Raw genomic sequence first — 18,470 nt, 5'->3', positions numbered from 1 at the left:
CGGACCACTCGGCGCCCGCGGCAGGAGCAGACTGGTCGGATGTCGAAGCGCAGCCGAGTCCGTCCCACGTCCGTCCCGCGGACCGTCGCCCGCCTCCTGCTGGGGGCCGTCCTGGTGTTCGCCGGTGCCAGCCACCTCACCTTCGCGCGGGACGACTTCCAGGCGCAGGTGCCCGAGTGGCTGCCGCTCGACGACGACGCGGTCGTGCTCGCCTCTGGCGTCGTCGAGATCGCGCTCGGCAGCTCGCTGATCGCGCTCGGCCGCTGGCGCGTCGCCGTCGGCCTCGTGGTGGCCGCGTTCTTCGTCGCGATCTTCCCGGGCAACATCTCGCAGCTCGTGACCCGCACCAGCGCCTTCGGGCTCGACACCGACGCGAAGCGCTGGCTGCGCCTCCCGTTCCAGCCGCTGCTGGTCTTCGTCGCTCTCTGGTCGACGGGCGCCTGGCGTGACCGCCGCGTCGTGCTCGACCGCCTGCGCCGCCACCGCTGACCCCGAGCGTCTCCCGCCCCGCCGCCGCTCCTCCCGAGCAAATGCCGACCGCGAGGCCTCCAATACCGGGGAATCCGCGTGTTGTGGTGCTCGGAGCGGGCTCGCGGTCGGCATTTGCGGGGCCGGAGGCGGCGGGGCAGCGGACTAGGAGGCGCGGGTCGCCTTGACGACCACGTCGCGCACCGTGGTGGTGCCGCCCGACGTCGCGGAGACCTGCCGCGCACGCGACTCGGCCACCTCGATCGTCCAGTCGGCATCGGGGATCGCCGCGAGCACGTCGTCGATCGTGAACATCAGCACCTCCTTGCCGTGCCGACCGGCCCCTGCGGTCAGGTCGGACAGGTCGTGCCCGACGACGAGCAGGGTCCCGCCGGGAGCCACCGCCTCCGCCAGCGACCGGAACAGCGCGGCGCGCACCGGGTCGGCGAGGTGCATGAACTGCGACGACACGAGGTCGACCGACCTCGGTGCGGGAGCCCACTCGGCGAGGTCGTGCTGCTCCCAGGTGATCCGGGCCGCCGCCTCCTCGTCCACCTCGGCCGCTCGTGCCGCCGCCTTGTCGAGGGCAGACTGCGCGATGTCGATCGCGGTCACCTGCCAGCCGCGGCCCGCGAGCCAGATGGCGTCGCCGCCCTCGCCGCTGCCGACGTCGAGCACACGGCCCGGCGTGAGTGCTGAGACCTCGTCGACGAGGACGGGGTTCGGCCGACCGCTCCACTGCAGGCCGGGGGCCGCGTAGCGGTCCTCCCAGTAGTCGCGGCCCCACTCCTCCGCAGTGGACTGTCCGTCGCCGTGCTCGTGCCCGAGTCCGTGCCGGCGGTCGCCGAGCACCCTGGTCGTGTTCTCCGCCTCGGCTCGGACGCCGAACGGGCGGCGTCGCTCCGCCACGGCGAGGTCGGTGTCCTCGGTGATGAGGCTCATGTTGACGGCGACCGCGACCCCCACGCCGGAGGCGGCAGCCGTGACCACCTGCATCCGCGCGTCGGCGACGTTGCCGGCCAGGTACAGCCCGGGCGCGGTCGTCGCCCCGGTCAGCGGGTCGGACGCGATGACGGTCCCGAGCCCCATCGGGTGCGGCTCGTGGACGAGGCCGAGCGGCTCGAGCAGGTCGCCGTTCGGGCGGACCGCGGCGGCGACGGCGAGCGCGTCGACCGGCACGACCGGTGCGCCGTCGACCAAGACGCCGGTCAGCGCGTCGCCCTCGAGCCGCAGCGACCGGACGCGGCCCGTCACGACCTGGATCCCGCGTGCGGCCAGCTGCTCCCACTCGTCGTCGGCGGGCTCGGGCGCCTCGTGCACGAAGAGGGTCACGCGGTCGCTCCACTGCCGGAACATCAGCGCCTGGTGCACCGCGAACGGGGTCGTGCCGAGCACGCCGATCACGCGGTCGCGGATCTCCCAGCCGTGGCAGTACGGGCAGTGCACGACGTCACGGCCCCAGCGCTCGGCGAGGCCGTCCACCTCGGGCAGCTCGTCGGTGAGACCGGTCGTCACGACGACCCGCCGGGCCCGGACGACGCGCTCGTCACCGCCCTCCGTCGTGAGCGAGACGGTGAACGAGGAGGCGCCTCCTGCGCTCGCCCCCGTGGCCGACGTGCCGGCACCGGCCGACACGTCGGCAGGCCCGCCGCCCGCCCGCTCGAGTCGCGTGACGGTCCCGTCGACGACCTCGCCGCCGACCTGCTCGACCTCGGCGCGGCCGAGCCGGGTGAGCTCGCGAGGGACGATTCCGTCGCGGGTGAGGAAGCCGTGCACGCCGGCCGCGGGAGCGTTGCGGGGCTCGCCGGCGTCGACGACCAGCACGCGACGGCGCGCGCGGGCGAGGGTGAGGCCGGCGCTGAGGCCGGCGGCGCCGCCCCCGACGACGACCACGTCGTAGGTGCCTGTGGGCGCAGGCGCAGGCGCGGGCACGGGCACGGGCGTGGGCGTGGTCGCGAGAGCGGCGGCGGACGGATCGAGCGGGGACTGCGGGGCGTTCGTCATGGTGGGTGACCTCCTGAGATCATGCTCGACCCGCACCTCCTCGATCTGCAAGCTCTGTTGCTGGTGTGGCAAGATCGCGGCATGGCACACGATCATCCCCGTCCGTACGGTGCGTCGTCCGGCACCGGCACCGGCACCGGCACCGGCACCGGCACCGGCGTCGGCGCCGAGGGCGCCGCGGACGCCTCGACCGACGACGTGCTCGCGGCGGTCGGCCCGCGGCTGCGCGCGCTGCGGGCGACGAGCGGCCGCACCCTCGCCCAGCTCGCCGAGACGACCGGCATCTCGGTGAGCACCCTGTCGCGGCTCGAGTCGGGCCGGCGGCGTCCGGCGCTCGAGCTGCTGCTGCCGCTCGCCCGCGCCCACGGCGTGCCGCTCGACGAGCTCGTCGGGGCGCCCGAGACCGGCGACCCGCGCATCCACCTCCGACCGGTGACGATGTACGGACAGACGATCGTGCCGCTCTCGCGGGGCGGGGGAGGCCTGCAGGCGTTCAAGCACCTCATCGAGGCGGACGTGCCGACCGGCGAGCCGGACCCTCGGGTGCACGAGGGCTACGAGTGGCTCTACGTGCTGCGCGGACGGCTCCGGCTCGTGCTCGGCGAGCACGACCTCGTGCTGCCCGCGGGGGAGGCGGCCGAGTTCGACACGCGCACGCCGCACTGGTTCGGACGGGTCGGTCCCGGAGCCGTCGAGTTCCTCAGCCTGTTCGGCCGCCAGGGCGAGCGCATGCACGTCCGTGCCGCGCCGCCCGGCCGCCTCGGCGCCTGACCTGCCCCGCCCGCCGCCCGCGCCCGGCCGCCCCGCCCGCCGCCCGCGCCCGTCCGCCCCGCCCGTCGCCGAGACGGCGGGCTCCCGGACGGCTTGCCCGGAAATGTCGGTCGGCGGCCGCGCGGACAGCCGTTCGGGGCAACTCGAGTGCGACGGCGGGCAGGGGCGAGCCGAGGAGGCGGCGGCCGCGACCTGAGGAGGAGCGCGGTTCATCCCCGAGGAGGGTCCCGGTCATCCCTGGGCAGGCTGCGGCGGAGCGGACGCCGTTCCTACGCTCGAGGTCCGGACGCTCGTCGTCCCCGAGCGGGCCTGCCCCGCGCGATCCAGAGGACCCTCCATGACCCCACGACCCTCCGCGTCCGCGTCCGCGTCCGCGTCGCCCGCGAGCCGCCCGCGCCGCGCCGCCCTCCGCGCAGTCGCCGCCACGGCCGCCGCAGCCGTCGCCCTCACGGCCCTCGCCGGCTGCTCCCTCGAGTCGCCGGAGCCGCTCGTCCTCGGCTTCACGGCCACCTCCGCCGAGCCGCTGCCCTCCCTCGGCGCTGGGGCGGCCGACGCCGTCTCCGCCCACGCCCTCGCGGCGCACCAGCCCGCCGAGGGCAGCGTCGACGTCGTCGTCCAGGGCGCGTCCTCCGCCTCGGCCCACGACCTCACGCCGATGCTCACGGCCGACCGGGTGCAGCAGGTCCCCGACAAGCGGGAGGCGGCGGTCGCCGACGCGCTGGACGAGCTCGGCTCCGACGTGTCCGGCCTCACGGCAGGGGACGAGGGCCTCGACCTGCTGTCCGTGCTCGCCTCCGCGGCCGCCCTGCACGACGGCGGCTCGATCGTCGTCGTGTCGAGCGGCGTGCAGACCGCCGACCCCCTCGACCTGCGCCAGCTCGGCTGGTCGTTCGACCCGGCCGCGGTCGCCTCGACGCTCGCCGACCAGGGCGCCCTGCCCGACCTGAGCGGGCACGCCGTCACCTTCGTCGGACTCGGCCGCACCGCGGGCTCGCAGCCCGCACCGTCGATCTCGTCCACGAGCCGGCTGTCCGAGCTCTGGCTCGCGATCTGCGACGCCGCCGGGGCGACGAGCTGCACCGACGGGGGAGCGGGCGCGTCCCAGGAGGCGCCCGTCGCCTCCTCGACGGTGCCCGTCGTGCCCGTGACGAGCGACGCGACGCCGTGCACCGCCCCGCTCGTGCTGTCTGCTGCCGTGCTCTTCGGCGGCGACTCCGCCGAGCTCGGCTCGACCGCCGACGCCGCCCTGCAGGGCGTGGCCGACGAGCTCGGTCGCTGCCCGTCGGGCGTCGCGGCCGACGTCGTCGGGCACGCCGCCGACACCCGCGCCGGGGTCGTCGACGGCGAACAGCTCAGCCTCGACCGGGCGCAGGCCGTGCACGACGCGCTCGTGCGCCTCGGCGCCCCGGGCGGCACGCTCGGCGACGTCGTCGGTCGGGGAGACGCCGACCCCGTCGTCGACGACCTGCCGGGCGGCGTCTTCGACGACCAGCTCGCGGCGCAGAACCGCCGCGTCGAGATCACCTTCCGCAGTGAGGACACCGCGTCATGACCGACACCCGCCCCGACTCCCGTCCCGACGACCAGGTGACCGAGCGCCTCGACGGCTGGCGGGACGCGCAGGTCACCGAGCGCCTCGACGGCTGGCCCGACGCGCAGGCCACGCAGCCCCTCGACGGCTGGCCCCTCGCGGCGTCCGACGCCGGCACGACTGGCCGACTCGAGCGCCGACCCGCCGCAGCCGCACCGACGCCGGACGAGACGGCGCTCCTCGCACCCCGCCCGGCCGGCACGGCCCCTCGCCCCCGCGCCGTCGAGAAGCTCCCCGGCGGCGACCTCGCCCTGTCGCTGATCGGCGTCGGACCGATCCCGGCACGGCACGTCGCGACCGCCCCGCGCCTGCACGACGAGCGCCTGCGCGCCGACCTGCCGGAGGGCACCGACGAGCACACCCCGCTGGAGGCGGCGCTCCGGCTCCGCACCGAGGTCGCGGCCGAGAGGTGGCTGGCCCGCCGCACGCGGCAGGTGCTCGACCCCGCGGCTCGGCGACTCACCGCCCTCAGCTCCCGGCACCGCGAGGTGCTCCGGCGCCTCGAGCGCTCGGGCGACGAGCCGATCGTCGACACGACCGGCCGCACGGTGACCCGCGACCAGGCCCGCGTGACCGCCGACCGGCTGTCGATCGCGATCGAGGAGTCGCTCGACTCCGGCTCCGAGAAGCACCGCACCGAGTCGCGGACCCGCAAGCGCCTCCTGCTGTTCTTCGTGCTCGCCGACTTCGCCCTGTTCGCGTACTTCATGTCGCGTGTGCTCAACGTCGACGTGTTCATGCCCGCGACCGACCCGATCGCGTTCACGACGTCGATCGTCTTCGCGCTGCTCTTCACGCTCGGCGTCGCCTACGCGCTGCACCACTTCGGGCACGCGCACCGCGCCCACAAGGACGACTCCGGCGAGGTCGTCGTGCCCGACGGCGCCGTCCAGCTGCGGCTGCAGCTCGTCTTCGTGCACGTGCTGACCGTGCTGCCGGGCGTCCTGATCGGCGTGCGGATCGTCGACGACGCTCTCGTCTCCGGTGCGCCCCTGCCGCTCGCACTGCTGCTGGGCGTCGCCATCGGCGTCGTCATGGCCGGGATCGGGCACCTGATCTACCGCACGGAGCTGCGGGACGGCACGAGCGCGACCGACCGCCTCCTTCACCTCGGGAAGCACCTGCGGAAGGCGCACCGACGCGACACGAAGCTGCACCTCGAGCTCGACCGGCTCGAGCGCCGCGTCGCCGTCCTGTCAGCGCGGGCCGAGCGTGCCGCCGCCCGGATCGAGCAGACCGGCGACCGCCGGGCGAACCGCGGCCCGAGCACCCGCACCCTCCGCTACACGCGGTCGCTCGCCGGCACGGTGCACGTAGGGGCGGCCCTGCCGGCCGTCCGCCCGGCCCGCGGCGGCCTCGACGAGGCACTCGGCCAGATCCGCGCGCCGCGAGTCACGGACCTCGCCGACTGACGCGAGCCCCGTCCTTCCGGCTCGAGGGCAGGTCAGCGCGCCCGAGGGCGGGTCGTACGGGACCCGCCCTCGACATCGACGACCCGCCCTCGAGCCCGGATCCGGACTGAGGAGGCGGAGGACGGTCCGCTAGGTTCGTGACCGAACACGGGAGTCCGGTGAGCCGGGCTGAGAGGGAGCTTCTCCACGCTCCGACCGTCGACCTGATCGGGATCATGCCCGCGAAGGGAGTCATCGCTCACACCCGTGCCCTGTCCACAGAACAGAAGGCGCGTCATGTCATCCACCACACCCCGCCCGTCGCTCGGCTCGGCCGAGTTCGGAGTCGGCGCCCGCATCACCTTGTCCGTCATGCGAGACGACCACGTCGACGTCATCACGTCGGCCCTCGCTGCACCAGACGCGGACGACGTCGTCGTCGAGACGGGCGACGTCAGCACCTTCGTCTCTGGCGACGAACAGGCGCTCGTCCGCTGGTCGTCCGAGCTGGTCGCCGCGGCCGGACGCAGCGGCGCCCACGTAGCCGCGGTGCTGCACTTCTCCCGGGGCTGCCCCGGCGAGGTCGTCTGCGAGCTCCCGGGAGGTGCCGGCCCGCGGCGGGCCGAGCTGCCGACCGCCGACCCGACGGGCGTCCACGCCACGGCCGAGTGGGCCCTCTACCCGCTCGTCGACTCGGTCCGCGACGGCGTCGAGCCCGACCACATGCGCGACATCGAGGCCGCCGTCGACCTGGCACGACGCAACGGCACCTTCCGCGGGTCGCAGCACTTCGTCACCCGCCTCGAGGGCGACGTCGCGGACGTGATCGCGACCGCGGCCGCGGGGTGGGTCCTCGTCGGACGCACCGTCCAGCACGTCACGAGCCACGTGACGCTGTCGATCTCGAGCCCGTCGGCGGCGGCGCGATGACCTGGCGCAGCTGACCGCCCCGCGCGGAGAGGTCCCCAGTCCCGCCCTCGACGTCGCCCGGCCAGCACACGGTGATGAGACGTCGTCGGTGAGACGTCACCTGTGCGGCGTGCAGGGCTGCATCATGCGGCGATGGCGCTGCCCTCGCGCCGACAGGGGCCGGGATGACCGCCGGCCACGGCTCGTGCTCGCTCCGGGAGGCGTCTACCGACTCTCCGTGCGCGGTGGTTCGTGGTCTCAGGTGGTGAGGTCCGCCTCCCAGTTGGTGCGCTGGATCTCGACGTCGAGCTCGCGCAGCTCGCGGGCCGTGTCGTCGGCCCGGCGGCGCAGCTCGGCGACGGGCAGGGCGGCGAACTGGCGGAGCTCGCTGCGCAGCTGCCGGAACCCGCCTCCGCCGCCGCCCTGGGCCGCGTCGGCCGCGCTCGACAGCAGGCTGTGCCGGGCTCGGAGCGTCTCACGCCTGGCCAGCGCGGCGGTCATGGTGCGTCCGTCGGCGAGCAGCACGGAGGCGTTGGTCAGGTTGACCGCGACCACCAGCTCCTCGAGGCGGTCGAGCGACTGCGACACCTCGTCGACGAGGGCGGCGGCGTCCTCTGCGGGCTCCTCGCCCTCCTGGTAGCGGGCGTTCTGGCGGATCCGTTCCTGCGCCTGCGCGATCCGTCGCTGCAGGTCGGCGCGGGTCATGAGTGCCTCGGCGAGCTTCATGCCGCCATCCTGCCAGGCACCGCCGTCGTCGTGCCGCCCCTCAGCCGCCGGGAGCAGGATGGCGCCATGAGAGCGAAGCGCATCGAGCCGGGGCCCGGCCAGGAATCCGTCTGGGACTACCCGAGGCCGCCCCGCGTCGAGGCGCGCCCCGAGCGCGTCGTCGTCCGGCTCGGCGGCGAGGTCGTCGCCGAGACCACGAACGCCTGGCGCGTGCTCGAGACGAGCCACCCGCCGGTCTGGTACCTGCCCCGCGACGCCTTCGTCGAGGGCGCGCTCGCGCCCGGCGAGGGCCGCAGCATGTGCGAGTTCAAGGGGACGGCCCGGTACCTGGACGTCCGGGGCGGCGGGACCACCGCCTCCTCGGCGGCCTGGACCTACCCGAGCCCGTGGCCCGGCTACGAGATGCTCGCCGACCACGTCGCGCTGTACCCGAGCCGGTTCGACTCGTGCGAGGTCGACGGCGAGGTCGTCCAGGCGCAGGACGGCGACTTCTACGGCGGCTGGATCACGTCGCGCGTCGTCGGTCCGTTCAAGGGCGCCCCGGGCACCCTCGGCTGGTGACGCTGAGCTACGGCGCCGGGCTCGCCGTCAGGGCCGCGACGACCGTCTCGGCGTCGGCGAACCACTTCGTGTAGTGGTCGGGGTCCGCGTTGACCTGGACGGCGTGGGCCGCCTGGGTCGGCGTGAGCTTCTTCCAGCCGGGGATGCGCACCAGCTTGGTGAAGAAGCTCGTCGCGGCCGTGTAAGGGTCCATGCGCTGCTCGTAGGTGCCCCACTGGCCGTTGTCGCGCTGCTGGAACAGCCCGCGGCTGTCCGGGCCGACCTCGTCGCCGTGGTCGATGTTGCGGAGGCTCGACTCGCCCATCGCGGTCATCACGCCGATCGCCTGGGTGTGGGTGCCGATGCCCTGGGCCTTGGCGGCCTCCATGATCCAGGCGGCGTTGACCAGCCGGTCCTGGCAGTAGCCCGCGATCGGGCCTGCCGGGACGCTGATCGTGCCGACCACGACGGGCTCGACGTCGGGGCAGGTGACGCCGACCGCGACCGGCTCGGACGGCTCGTCCGACCCGGAGGGGCCGCCGGCCAGCGACGCCACGACCATCACGAGCGCCACGACGAGGGCGACGACCCCGCCGCAGAACACGACGGAGGCAGCGATCACGAGACGGCGCACGGCGAGCTCCCGGGGCGGTGACGAGGGCGGACGGGGACGGACCCGACCGAGGATAGGGCCCCGGCCTGGACGATCCCGACACGCCGCCCCTGCGGCCGGCCGACGGCGACACGCCTCGAGGAGGCGGTCGGCGCGACACGGGACCCCTCGCGTCAGCGGACGGGCGGCACCGCCTCGGCGTCGTCGGCCCCACCGATCGACCCGACCTGCGCCTCCTCGGCTCGGTCGCCGTGCGCCCCGCCGCGCGCGCCGTCGGCTCCGCGGTCGCCGCGCCCGCGCCCGCGCCCGCGCCGCGAGATCATCGTGACGACCCACAGCACGACGCCGATCGCCAGCAGGATGCCCGCGATCTGGTACTGCTCGCCGCCGCGGCCGGACGAGAACGGCAGCACGAGCCACAGGCACGCGACGACGCCGACGACGGGCAGCACACGTCCGGCCTTGAAGTGGTGTCGACCCACGTCGTCACGGCGCAGCACGAGCACCGTCACGTTGACGATCGCGAACACGACGAGCAGCAGAAGCGACGTCGTGCCGCCGAGCACGGCGACGACGGGCGACTCAGGGCTGAGCGACACGTAGCCGATCAGCAGCAGCGAGAGCGCGGTGGTGAAGACGATCGAGGCCCACGGGGTCTGGCGGGTGCGGTGCACCCTCGACAGGAACCCGGGCAGCACGCCCTGCTTGCTCATGCCGTAGAGCAGCCGGCTCGCCATCATCATGTTGATCAGCGCACTGTTGGCGACGGCGAACATCGAGATGAACGGCAGCAGCTGCCCGATCGGGAACCCGGGAGCAGCCGTGTTCACCACCGTGACGAGCGGGGTCTCGTTGTCGGCGAGCTCGCCGATGGGCACGACGGCGACGGCGCAGATCGAGACGAGCACGTAGACGACGGCGGTGATGCCGAGGCCCGTGAGCATGGTGCGCGGGAAGATGCGGCTCGGGTCCTTGGTCTCCTCGGCCATGTTGACGCTGTCCTCGAAGCCGACCATCGCGAAGAAGGCGAGCGAGGTCGCCGTGCTCACGCTGAGCAGCAGCGACTTGTCGCCGGGTGTCTCGAAGATCGTGACGCGCGACAGGTCGGCGTCGCCGCCCGCGATGGCCCAGAAGCCGATCATGATGACCATCACGAGGCCGGACAGCTCGACCAGCGTCAGCACGACGTTGGCCTTGACGCTCTCGCTGACGCCGCGGAAGTTGACGAGCATCACCAGCAGCATGAAGCCCATCGCGATGCCCATCACGGCGATGTTCGGCAGCTCGAGCCCGACGCCGACCGCGAGGTTCGCCGCGAAGGCCCGGGAGGCGGTGGAGGCGCTGGTGATCCCCGAGCACATCACCACGAAGCAGACGAGGAACGTCACGAAGTGCACGCCGAACGCCTTGTGCACGTAGAGGGCGGCGCCGGCGGTCTGCGGGTACTTCGTGACGAGCTCGAGGTACGAGAACGCGGTCACGAGCGCCACGCCGAACGCGATGAGGAACGGCAGCCAGGCGGCCCCGCCGACCTCGGCGGCGACCTGGCCGGTCAGCGCGTAGACGCCCGTGCCGAGGATGTCGCCGACGATGAAGAGCAGCAGCAGCTTCGGGCCGATGACCCGCTTCAGCTCGGTCTTCTCCTCCCCGTCGTGGCCGGTGCCCGGGGCGGCCCCGGAGGCGGCGGCGGGCTGGTCGGGAGGTGTGGTGGTCGTCGACACGAGGGCCTCCTGGGGCGCATCGGTGCTGCACGGGTCCGGTTGACGGCCCATCCTGCTCCGCCGCGCCGCCGGGGTCACGCGCCTGTGCAGAAGTTGCAGAGCGTGCAATGACCGAGCCGAGGAGGCGGGCTAGACGAACTCGGACCGGTCGGCCAGGTAGGCGCGCAGCTCGCGCACCTCGTCGGGGCCGCGGCCCCAGCGCACGTGCACGACCCCGTCGCGCAGCACGAGCGGGTCCGACGCCCCGCTGCGCAGCGAGTCGGCGTCGAGCGGCAGCGGGACGTGCTCGAAGTTGACGACCTCGCCCTCGGTGAACTTCTTGGATGCGGCGCGGCGGGCGTCGCGTCGTTCCTCGACCGATGCCGAGAGGCCCTGCTCCTTCTTCGGCTCGGTGGCGCGGGTGATCCGGCCGGTGGCCCAGGCCTCTCCGCCGCGGCCGAGCAGCAGGACCCCGAGTCGCCAGGCCCGCCCGGCGGGCTGCATCGAGGCCGCGGTGTGCACGAGCAACAGCTTCCGCGACGCCTTCACCGTGGCGAGCGCCTCGTCGCGAGCGTGCCGGGCGTCGAGCTCAGCGGCGGTGTCGCGCAGGAGCTGCGCGAGGGAGGCGGCGGCCGTGACGGCCTCGTCGTCGGTCACCGCGCCTCCTCGGGGCTGGCTCACTCGCAGCTGCGTCGTGTCGTGCTGGTCGTGCGGGTCGTGCTCTGGGCCGTCGTGCTCTGGGCCGTCGTGCGGGTCAGCTGTCGTAGCCGTGGTCGAGGAAGTCCTCGACGAGCTCGACGACGAGCGCGTGGTCGTCGGCCTGGGGCAGTCCGGAGACGCCGACCGAGCCGACCATGCCGACGCCGCGGACGATCACGGGGAACACGCCGCCGTGCGCGGCGTAGAGGGCGGTGTCGAGGCGGGACTTCTCGTCGAACGTCGAGCCGTCCACGCGGAACTGCTCGCCGACCCGCCACGAGCTCTTGCCGTAGCGCTCGACGACGCGCGCCTTGCGGTCGAGCCACTCGTCGTTGTCGAGGGAGGTGCCGGGCAGCGCCGCGTGGAACACCCGCTGACGGCCCTTGAGCACGGCGATCGTGACGGGCAGGCCGCGCCCACGAGCACCGGCGAGCACGTGGGCGCCGAGGTCGAGGGCCGTGTCCGTGGTGAACCTGCGGAAGGTGAGGCGCTCCTCCTGCTCGGCGAGGGTGCGCAGCAGCGTGTCGTCGGTCATGGTGCCTCCGGAGGGTCAGGTCGTGCGGGCGTCGTCGCCCCGGTCGAGCCTAGACGCGGGCGCTGGGGACGAGACGAGCACGCCCCGCACCAGAGGAAGGCTCAGCGGCGCCCGCCCGCCGCGGAGAGCGCCCGGCACGGGTCGCTGCCCACGAGCCGGCAGTAGACGTCGGACAGCTCGGCGGCCGACAGCGACCACGGGTGCTCGAGGGCACGCTCGCGGGAGGCGCGTGCCAGCCGCCCCCACAGCTCGCCGTCCCCGAGCAGGCGGGTCACCGTCTCGCCCCAGACGGCAGGGTCGCGCGAGTCGAGCACCACGCCGGTCACGCCGTCGACGACGGACTCGCGGAGGCCCCCAGAGGAGGCGGCGACCACCGGGACCCCGCTGGCGGCGGCCTCGAGGGCGATCAGCCCGTACGTCTCGGAGTGCGACGGGACGAGCACGAGCCGCGCCTCGCGGAGCAGGGTCGAGAGCCCGGCCCTGGTCTGCGGTCCGAGGAACCGCACGTCCAGCCCCGAGCGGCCGGCGAGTGCGGCGAGGTCGCGCTCGTAGCCGACGAACTCGGTGGAGGCGCCCCCTGCGATGACCAGCTCGGGTCGCAGCTCGGCGGGCACCGCGGCCACGGCCTCGATGGCGAGGTCGGGCCCCTTGAGCGGCTCCAGCCGGCCGGCGACGACGACGGTGGGGTGCGGGGCCGTCTCATCTGCGGCGAGCGGGCGGAACAGCTCGGCGTCCACGCCAGGGAGCACGATCGCGACCCTGGCCGGGTCGCCGCCGAGCCGGCTCGTGACGGTCTCGGCCTCGGCGTGGCTGATCGCCACGACCGAGTCGGACTCGCGGGCGAGCATCGCCTCGCCGGCCAGCCTGCCGGGCGACTCGGCGCGCTCGCCGTGCGACAGGGGCGTGCTGTCCGCGGCGGCGATGGAGTGGAAGCTCTGCACGTGGGGGATGCCGAGCTGCCGTGCGACCGGCAGGGCGGCGACGCCGCTGAACCAGTGGTGCGAGTGGATGACGTCCCACGGGCCGAGCTCGGAGAGACGGTCGCGGAACTCGTCGACGAACTCCTCGTGCCGCCCCTTGGGGACGGCCTCGACCGGCCCTGCGGTGAGGAACCGCAGCACGACGCCTGGCGCGAGCTCGACGGCGTCGGGCTCGTCGGCGGAGGACCGCCGCGTCAGGATCTCGACCTCGTGGCCTGCGGCGCCGAGCGCCTCAGCTTGGTTGCGCACGACGACGTTCATGCCCCCGACGTCGCCCGAGCCCGGCTCGGCCCCCGGCGAGGTGTGGAGCGAGACGAGCGCGATGCGGAGGGGTGAGGTCACTGCCCGAGCGTACTCGCCGTGGCCTGCAGCCTCCGCGCCCCGGCCCACCGCGCGCCCCCGGGCATACGGTGAGGCATGGCGAGCGAGGCGACGATGCTGCAGGTGGGCGACCGCGAGGTGCGGATCTCGAGTCCCGGCCGGGTGCTCTGGCCCGACCTGGGGATCACGAAGCTCGACCTCGCCCGATACTTGACGGCCGTCGGCGACGCGTTCGTCCTGGCGAACGGCGGGCGGCCGGTGTCGCTGCAGCGGTTCCCTGCCGGGGTCGACGGCGACGACTACTTCTCGAAGAACCCGCCGAAGGGCGCCCCGGACTACGTCCGCAGCGTCGAGGTGACCTACCCCAGCGGTCGGTCGCACCCGCAGCTCGTGATCGACGAGCCGGCCGCCGCCGTCTGGGCCGCGCAGATGAACACGGTGGTGTTCCACCCGTGGGCGTCCCGGGCCGACGCCAGCGACCTGCCCGACCAGCTCCGCATCGACCTCGACCCGCAGCCAGGGACCGACGTGTCGGACGCGGTGCCGGTCGCGCACGAGCTCCGGCGGGTGCTCGCCGACGCCGGGCTCACCGCGTTCGTCAAGACGAGCGGCAACCGCGGCCTCCACGTCTTCGCCCCGATCGAGCCGACCCGCGAGTTCCTCGACGTGCGTCACGCGGTGATCGCGGCCGCCCGCGAGCTCGAGCGTCGCCTGCCCGAGACGGTCACCACGAACTGGTGGAAGGAGGAGCGCGGTCAGCGGATCTTCGTCGACTACAACCAGGCGAACCGGGACCGCACCATGGCGGGTGCCTGGTCTCCCCGGGCGCTGGCGGGCGCCTCCGTGTCGACGCCCCTCGACTGGAGCGAGCTCGACGGGGTCGACCCCTCGGCCTTCACCGTCCTCACCGTGCCCGACCGCCTGACGACGACGGGCGACCCCTGGGAGCGCATGCACGACGAGCCCGGCACCGTCGACGTGCTGCTCTCGTGGTGGGACCGCGACGTCGAGGCAGGGCTCGGCGAGCTGCCGTTCCCGCCCGACTTCCCGAAGATGCCGGGCGAGCCGCCCCGCGTCCAGCCGAGTCGCGCCAAGAAGCAGCCGTAGGAGGCGCGCCGCCGGCCGGTCCGTCGAGGGCGGGTCGCCGTCGTCGAGGGCGGGTCCGCGGCGACCCGCCCTCGACGCAGGCGACCCGCCCTCGGCACCCTCAGGGGCGGACGAGCACCTCGCCGAGGTCGTACGCCGCCGGCACCTCGAGCTGGTCGAAGCCGCACGACGCGGCCTCGCGGTCGTCCCGCCAGCGCTGCACCTGCACGGTGTGCCGGAACCGCTTGCCCTCCATCTGGTCGTAGCGCACCTCCACCACGCGCTCGGGGCGTAGCGGCACGTACGAGACGTCCTTGCCCGACGAGAACCGGCTGCGGTCCGTCTCGGCGTGCGTGACGCCTCCGTCGTCGTCGTGCCGCACCAGCTCGGCGAGCTCGTCGACGAGCTCGAGGCGACGGGCGTCGGAGAACGCGGAGGCGCCTCCCACGTTCCGCAGCTCGCCCTCGGAGTCGTACAGCCCCAGCAGGAGCGACCCCACGCCCTGCCCGCTCTTGTGCACCCGGTAGCCGAGCAGCACGCAGTCGGCCGTGCGGTGGTGCTTGATCTTCAGCAGGGTCCGCTTGCCGGGCGCGTAGGAGGCGGCGAGCGGCTTGGCCACCACGCCGTCGAGCCCTGCGCCCTCGAACTCGACGAGCCACCGGCGCGCCACGTCGGCGTCGGTGGTCGTGCGGCTGAGGTGCAGGGGAGCCGTCGCCCCGTCGAGCAGGCGCTCGAGCGCGGCACGGCGCTCGCCGAAGGGCCGGTCGAGCAGGCTCTGGTCGCCCTCGGCCAGCAGGTCGAACGCCACGAAGGAGGCGGGGGTCTCGACCGCGAGCTTCGCCACACGCGAGGCGGCCGGGTGGATGCGCTGCGACAGGGCGTCCCAGTCGAGGCGCTCGCCACCGTGGTCGCCCCGGCGCAGGACGATCTCGCCGTCGAGCACGCACGGTCCGGGCAGCCGCTCGGCGAGGGCCTGGACGAGCTCGGGGAAGTACCGCGTCAGCGGCTTCGAGCCGCGGCTGCCGATCTCGAGCTGGTCGCCGTCCCAGTAGACGAGGCCGCGGAAGCCGTCCCACTTCGGCTCGTACGAGAGGCCGCCCTCGACGCTGTCCGCGTCGGGAACGGCGGCGACCGCCTTCGCGAGCATCGGCGCGACGGGGTCGGCGGCGGTGGGCACGGCAGCGGCAGGTGCTGCGGCATCGGCGGACGAGCTCGTGGAGGGTGGCGGCGTCATGGACCGAGTCTGCTCGCGCGCCCCCTGGCCGGACCGGTCATACCCTGTCATACTCGAGGCATGAAGGCAGCCATCTCCGTTCCCGACGACACGTTCGACCGCGTCGATCGACGAGCTCGAGAGCTCGGCGTCAACAGGTCGCAGTTCTACACGATGGCCGCCGAGCGGTGGCTCGTCGAGCTCGACTCGGTCGAGATCACCGCGCGGCTCGACCTCGCGGTCGAGGCGGCGGGGCCGTCCGCGCGGGCCGAGGCCGCACAGTTCGCCGCGGGTGCGGCCCGCTCGCTCGCGTCGCTCTCCGACGACGAGTGGTGAGGTCGTGCTGACCCGAGGTGCCGTCTGCTGGATCGACCTCGGCTCACCCGAGGGCAGTGCACCTGCGGGGCGACGGCCCGTCGTCGTCGTCCAGGCTGACGCCTTCACCCGCAGCGCCCTCGCGACGGTGGTGGTCGTCGCCCTGACCTCGAACACGGCGGTCGCCGAGTACCCAGGCAACGTGTTCGTCCCCGCGCGGGCCTCCGGGCTGACGAAGGACAGCATCGTGAACGTCACCCAGCTCGCCACGGTCGACGAGGCCGCGCTCAGCGAGCCCCTCGGCGTGCTGCCGTCGTACCTCGTCGACGAAGTCTCGGCGGGGCTGCGGCTGGTCCTCGCCGTCTGAGCCGACTCGTCGTCACCCGGTGCAGTGTCGCGCACGGTCGCGGGGCGGCCGGGCGGCGCGACGGCTGCGCGGCCGCGGGTCAGCTCGCGAGGTCGTCGGCGCGGCCCGCAGCACGCAGGTGCCACTCGGTCTGCGCCAGGGCCGAGGCGAGCGGCAGGCCGGTCATCGACCGCAGTCCTCCGCGCCAGCCCGTCATGTGCTCGGCCACCTGCCACACCGACGGCGCAGCCGCGGCGCCGCGGCGGGGTGCGCCGAGCAGCTCGTCGAGGGCGGACACCGCGTCGCGGGTGCGCTCCTCGCGGTGGGCGATCAGCGCCTCCGCCCGCTCGGTCAGCCCCACGAACCGGTACTCATGACCCGGGCAGACCTCGAGCGCGTCGGCGCCCGGCCGGTCGAGTTCGACGACCCGGGCCAACGACGCGAGCACGTCGTCGAGCGGGTTCGCGGCGGTGCGTCCGCCGAGGCCGATCCCCGGGTTGATCGTCGGCAGCACGTGGTCGCCCGTGAAGATCAGCCGCTGCTCGGGCTCGACCAGGCACAGGTGCCCTGACGTGTGGCCGGGCGTGTGCACCGCCCGCAGGCGCCGCCCCGCGACCGGCAGCTCGTCGCCGTCGTCGAGCAGCAGGTCGGGCGCCACGTCGACGAGGAGGCGCCCCGAGCCCCACGAGGCGACCAACGCCTCCTTCGCCTCGGCCGGCACGCCCCAGCGATCGAGGTCCGCATCCGCCGCGACCGCGTCGTCGGCACGGCTCGCGAGCGCACGCTGCTCGGCAGGGTGCATCGCGAGGCGGGCGCCCGTGGCCCGGCGGACGGCGTCGGCTGCCCCGAGGTGGTCGACGTGCAGGTGCGTCGCGACGATCAGCGAGACGTCGGCCAGCGCGTGGTCGATCTCGTGCAGGGCTGCCTCGAGCCGGTCGACGGCGTCGGGCGACGGCCAGCCCGGATCGATCAGGGTGAGCGCCCCGTCCGAGCCCTCGACGAGGTAGCCGTACGAGAAGTCGGCGACCGAGGAGGCGGCGGGCGAGGTCAGCGACCACACGCCGTGGCGGACCTCCTCGAGCGGCGGCAGCGTCCCCGTGCGCCATGCCTCGGCCTGCACGGGACTGAGCGGAGCGGGAGCGGCGGCAGGCACCCGCCGAGCCTAGCCCGCCCCTCCAGCCCTGCCCCGACCCGGCCTCAGCCCTGCGCGACGTCGATCAGCACCTTGCCCGTGACCCCGCCCTGGACGGCGTCGTGGGCCGCGGCGGTCTGCTCGAGCGAGTAGCGGTGCAGCGGCAGCCCCGCCTCCTCGCCGACCGGCAGGGCGCCGTCGCGGACGGCCGCGGTGACGTCCTCGGCGGCCGCCTGCAGCGCCTCCTCGCCCACGGTGTAGAGCAGCACGAACTGGTACCGGGTGTTGGTGCCCATGTTGGCGCGGAGGGGCAGCTCGACCGTGTCGCCGCCGTCGTTGGCGTAGATCGCGACGGAGGCGCGGGTCGAGACGACCGCCGCGACCAGCTCCGCGTTCTGCCGGATCGACACCTCGACGACGATCTGCACGCCGTCGGGCGCGATGCGGCGGATCTCGGCGGCGGCGTCCTGCTCCTTGTAGTCGACGACGTGGTGCGCACCGGCGGCGCGGGCGAGTGCGGCCTTCTCGTCGCTCGAGATGGTCGTGATCACCGTGGCGCCAGCCCAGGCGGCGAGCTGGATCGCGGCGTGGCCGACGGCTCCCGCGCCGCCCGAGACGAGCACGGTCACGCCCTCGAGCGCGCCGGGGGAGAGCCGCGAGGGGCCGTCCTCGTGCACGGTCAGCGCCCGGTGCGCTGTCATGGCCGGCACGCCGAGGCTCGCGCCCAGGTCGAACGAGGCTCCTTCTGGCAGGGCGACGACGCGACCGCGCGGCAGCACCGTGTACTCCTGCGCGGTGCCGGTGGCGTGCCCGTTCGCCGAGATGAACGACCAGACCCGGTCGCCGACCGCGAGGTCGTCCACGCCCTCGCCGACGGCGTCCACGACGCCCGCGCCGTCCTGGTTCGGCACGATGGCGGGGAACGGCACGTCGCCGCCGCTCGTCTCGCCCGTGCGCGACTTCCAGTCGGTCGGGTTGACGCCCGAGGCGACGACGCGCACGCGCACCTCGCCTGCCCCCGGCTCGGGCACCTCGCGCTCGACGAGGTGCAGGACGGACGACGGACCGGTCTCGGTGTAGGTGATCGACTTCATGCCCCCAGTCAACGACGCGGCCGCGGCGCGTGTTCC

The 18,470-nt window shown here is 74.3% G+C and carries 19 protein-coding genes and 1 riboswitch; of the genes, 9 read left to right on the top strand and 10 right to left on the bottom strand.

The genetic code is table 11. The features are described 5' to 3' along the window. Positions 1-39: 39 nt before the first annotated feature. The gene (locus tag JOE35_RS10455; protein WP_209561025.1) at positions 40-489 is read left to right on the top strand and encodes a MauE/DoxX family redox-associated membrane protein; all 450 of its coding nucleotides are present in this window, start codon (positions 40-42) and stop codon (positions 487-489) included. Between the two features lie 144 nt (positions 490-633). Here the strand turns inward: JOE35_RS10455 and JOE35_RS10450 are convergent, their stop codons facing one another. Continuing rightward, entirely contained in the window at positions 634-2,472 is a 1,839-nt protein-coding gene (locus JOE35_RS10450; protein WP_209561024.1) for an SAM-dependent methyltransferase, read from the bottom strand. Between the two features lie 81 nt (positions 2,473-2,553). Here JOE35_RS10450 and JOE35_RS10445 point away from each other — a divergent pair, with 81 nt between their 5' ends. From JOE35_RS10445 to JOE35_RS10430, 4 genes are all read left to right on the top strand, one after another. Continuing rightward, a complete protein-coding gene (locus JOE35_RS10445) occupies positions 2,554-3,243 on the top strand; it encodes a helix-turn-helix domain-containing protein (protein ID WP_209561023.1) in 690 nt (229 codons plus the stop codon). A gap of 337 nt (positions 3,244-3,580) precedes the next feature. Then, positions 3,581-4,795, top strand: a complete 1,215-nt coding sequence (locus JOE35_RS10440) for an OmpA family protein (protein WP_209561022.1) — start codon at positions 3,581-3,583, stop codon at positions 4,793-4,795. Then, positions 4,792-6,246 (top strand): hypothetical protein, encoded by a 1,455-nt coding sequence (locus JOE35_RS10435; protein WP_209561021.1) that lies wholly within the window; start codon positions 4,792-4,794, stop codon positions 6,244-6,246. Before JOE35_RS10440 ends, JOE35_RS10435 begins: the two co-directional genes overlap by 4 nt. A 137-nt stretch (positions 6,247-6,383) precedes the next feature. Next, positions 6,384-6,493: riboswitch (TPP riboswitch) on the top strand. Between the two features lie 29 nt (positions 6,494-6,522). Continuing rightward, on the top strand, positions 6,523-7,155 hold the full coding sequence (locus tag JOE35_RS10430; RefSeq protein ID WP_209561020.1) for a YkoF family thiamine/hydroxymethylpyrimidine-binding protein: 633 nt from the start codon (positions 6,523-6,525) through the stop codon (positions 7,153-7,155). 237 nt (positions 7,156-7,392) lie between these two features. On the opposite strand, the gene JOE35_RS10425 is transcribed toward JOE35_RS10430, so the two are convergent. Then, positions 7,393-7,860, bottom strand: a complete 468-nt coding sequence (locus tag JOE35_RS10425) for a DIP1984 family protein (RefSeq protein ID WP_209561019.1) — start codon at positions 7,858-7,860, stop codon at positions 7,393-7,395. 66 nt (positions 7,861-7,926) lie between these two features. Between JOE35_RS10425 and JOE35_RS10420 the strand changes: the two genes are divergently transcribed. After that, the gene (locus JOE35_RS10420; protein ID WP_209561018.1) at positions 7,927-8,421 is read left to right on the top strand and encodes a DUF427 domain-containing protein; all 495 of its coding nucleotides are present in this window, start codon (positions 7,927-7,929) and stop codon (positions 8,419-8,421) included. Positions 8,422-8,428: 7 nt separating this feature from the next. Here JOE35_RS10420 and JOE35_RS10415 read toward each other — a convergent pair whose 3' ends face one another. From JOE35_RS10415 to JOE35_RS10395, 5 genes are all read right to left on the bottom strand, one after another. Further along, positions 8,429-9,034 (bottom strand): hypothetical protein, encoded by a 606-nt coding sequence (locus JOE35_RS10415; protein WP_209561017.1) that lies wholly within the window; start codon positions 9,032-9,034, stop codon positions 8,429-8,431. A 152-nt stretch (positions 9,035-9,186) separates the two neighbouring features. Further along, positions 9,187-10,644, bottom strand: a complete 1,458-nt coding sequence (locus JOE35_RS10410; protein WP_245186591.1) for an APC family permease — start codon at positions 10,642-10,644, stop codon at positions 9,187-9,189. 219 nt (positions 10,645-10,863) lie between these two features. After that, entirely contained in the window at positions 10,864-11,370 is a 507-nt protein-coding gene (locus JOE35_RS10405) for a hypothetical protein (protein ID WP_209561015.1), read from the bottom strand. Positions 11,371-11,467: 97 nt separating this feature from the next. After that, positions 11,468-11,947: a heme-degrading domain-containing protein gene (locus JOE35_RS10400; protein ID WP_209561014.1), complete on the bottom strand. Its 480-nt coding sequence runs from the start codon at positions 11,945-11,947 to the stop codon at positions 11,468-11,470. A gap of 101 nt (positions 11,948-12,048) precedes the next feature. After that, on the bottom strand, positions 12,049-13,269 hold the full coding sequence (locus tag JOE35_RS10395) for a glycosyltransferase (RefSeq protein WP_307803034.1): 1,221 nt from the start codon (positions 13,267-13,269) through the stop codon (positions 12,049-12,051). A gap of 75 nt (positions 13,270-13,344) precedes the next feature. On the opposite strand from JOE35_RS10395, the gene ligD reads away from it, so the two are divergent. Beyond that, a complete protein-coding gene (gene ligD, locus JOE35_RS10390; RefSeq protein WP_209561013.1) occupies positions 13,345-14,355 on the top strand; it encodes a non-homologous end-joining DNA ligase in 1,011 nt (336 codons plus the stop codon). 100 nt (positions 14,356-14,455) lie between these two features. Here the strand turns inward: ligD and JOE35_RS10385 are convergent, their stop codons facing one another. Then, positions 14,456-15,568, bottom strand: a complete 1,113-nt coding sequence (locus tag JOE35_RS10385; RefSeq protein WP_280869878.1) for an ATP-dependent DNA ligase — start codon at positions 15,566-15,568, stop codon at positions 14,456-14,458. A 60-nt stretch (positions 15,569-15,628) separates the two neighbouring features. Between JOE35_RS10385 and JOE35_RS10380 the strand changes: the two genes are divergently transcribed. Both JOE35_RS10380 and JOE35_RS10375 read left to right on the top strand, forming a co-directional pair. Next, positions 15,629-15,883 (top strand): ribbon-helix-helix protein, CopG family, encoded by a 255-nt coding sequence (locus JOE35_RS10380; protein WP_209561012.1) that lies wholly within the window; start codon positions 15,629-15,631, stop codon positions 15,881-15,883. A 4-nt stretch (positions 15,884-15,887) separates the two neighbouring features. Beyond that, entirely contained in the window at positions 15,888-16,229 is a 342-nt protein-coding gene (locus JOE35_RS10375) for a type II toxin-antitoxin system PemK/MazF family toxin (protein ID WP_209561011.1), read from the top strand. A 79-nt stretch (positions 16,230-16,308) separates the two neighbouring features. Here the strand turns inward: JOE35_RS10375 and JOE35_RS10370 are convergent, their stop codons facing one another. Both JOE35_RS10370 and JOE35_RS10365 read right to left on the bottom strand, forming a co-directional pair. Then, positions 16,309-17,361 (bottom strand): MBL fold metallo-hydrolase, encoded by a 1,053-nt coding sequence (locus JOE35_RS10370; RefSeq protein ID WP_209561010.1) that lies wholly within the window; start codon positions 17,359-17,361, stop codon positions 16,309-16,311. Between the two features lie 44 nt (positions 17,362-17,405). After that, positions 17,406-18,434 (bottom strand): NADPH:quinone reductase, encoded by a 1,029-nt coding sequence (locus tag JOE35_RS10365; protein WP_209561009.1) that lies wholly within the window; start codon positions 18,432-18,434, stop codon positions 17,406-17,408. Positions 18,435-18,470: the final 36 nt, after the last annotated feature.

Origin of the sequence: Frigoribacterium sp. PvP032 (genome assembly GCF_017833035.1) — a bacterium.
GTDB lineage: Bacteria > Actinomycetota > Actinomycetes > Actinomycetales > Microbacteriaceae > Frigoribacterium.
This window is presented reverse-complemented; position numbering and strand designations above follow the sequence as displayed.

What these genes read in the sequence shown, in the direction of transcription:
- JOE35_RS10455 (WP_209561025.1), top strand. Translation starts at nt 40, where the DNA reads ATGTCGAAGCGCAGCCGAGTCCGTCCCACGTCCGTCCCGCGGACCGTC.
- JOE35_RS10445 (WP_209561023.1), top strand. Translation starts at nt 2,554, where the DNA reads ATGGCACACGATCATCCCCGTCCGTACGGTGCGTCGTCCGGCACCGGC.
- JOE35_RS10385 (WP_280869878.1), bottom strand. Translation starts at nt 15,568, where the DNA reads ATGACGCCGCCACCCTCCACGAGCTCGTCCGCCGATGCCGCAGCACCT.
- JOE35_RS10400 (WP_209561014.1), bottom strand. Translation starts at nt 11,947, where the DNA reads ATGACCGACGACACGCTGCTGCGCACCCTCGCCGAGCAGGAGGAGCGC.
- ligD (WP_209561013.1), top strand. Translation starts at nt 13,345, where the DNA reads ATGGCGAGCGAGGCGACGATGCTGCAGGTGGGCGACCGCGAGGTGCGG.
- JOE35_RS10380 (WP_209561012.1), top strand. Translation starts at nt 15,629, where the DNA reads ATGAAGGCAGCCATCTCCGTTCCCGACGACACGTTCGACCGCGTCGAT.
- JOE35_RS10425 (WP_209561019.1), bottom strand. Translation starts at nt 7,860, where the DNA reads ATGAAGCTCGCCGAGGCACTCATGACCCGCGCCGACCTGCAGCGACGG.
- JOE35_RS10420 (WP_209561018.1), top strand. Translation starts at nt 7,927, where the DNA reads ATGAGAGCGAAGCGCATCGAGCCGGGGCCCGGCCAGGAATCCGTCTGG.
- JOE35_RS10450 (WP_209561024.1), bottom strand. Translation starts at nt 2,472, where the DNA reads ATGACGAACGCCCCGCAGTCCCCGCTCGATCCGTCCGCCGCCGCTCTC.
- JOE35_RS10435 (WP_209561021.1), top strand. Translation starts at nt 4,792, where the DNA reads ATGACCGACACCCGCCCCGACTCCCGTCCCGACGACCAGGTGACCGAG.
- JOE35_RS10440 (WP_209561022.1), top strand. Translation starts at nt 3,581, where the DNA reads ATGACCCCACGACCCTCCGCGTCCGCGTCCGCGTCCGCGTCGCCCGCG.
- JOE35_RS10430 (WP_209561020.1), top strand. Translation starts at nt 6,523, where the DNA reads ATGTCATCCACCACACCCCGCCCGTCGCTCGGCTCGGCCGAGTTCGGA.
- JOE35_RS10365 (WP_209561009.1), bottom strand. Translation starts at nt 18,434, where the DNA reads ATGAAGTCGATCACCTACACCGAGACCGGTCCGTCGTCCGTCCTGCAC.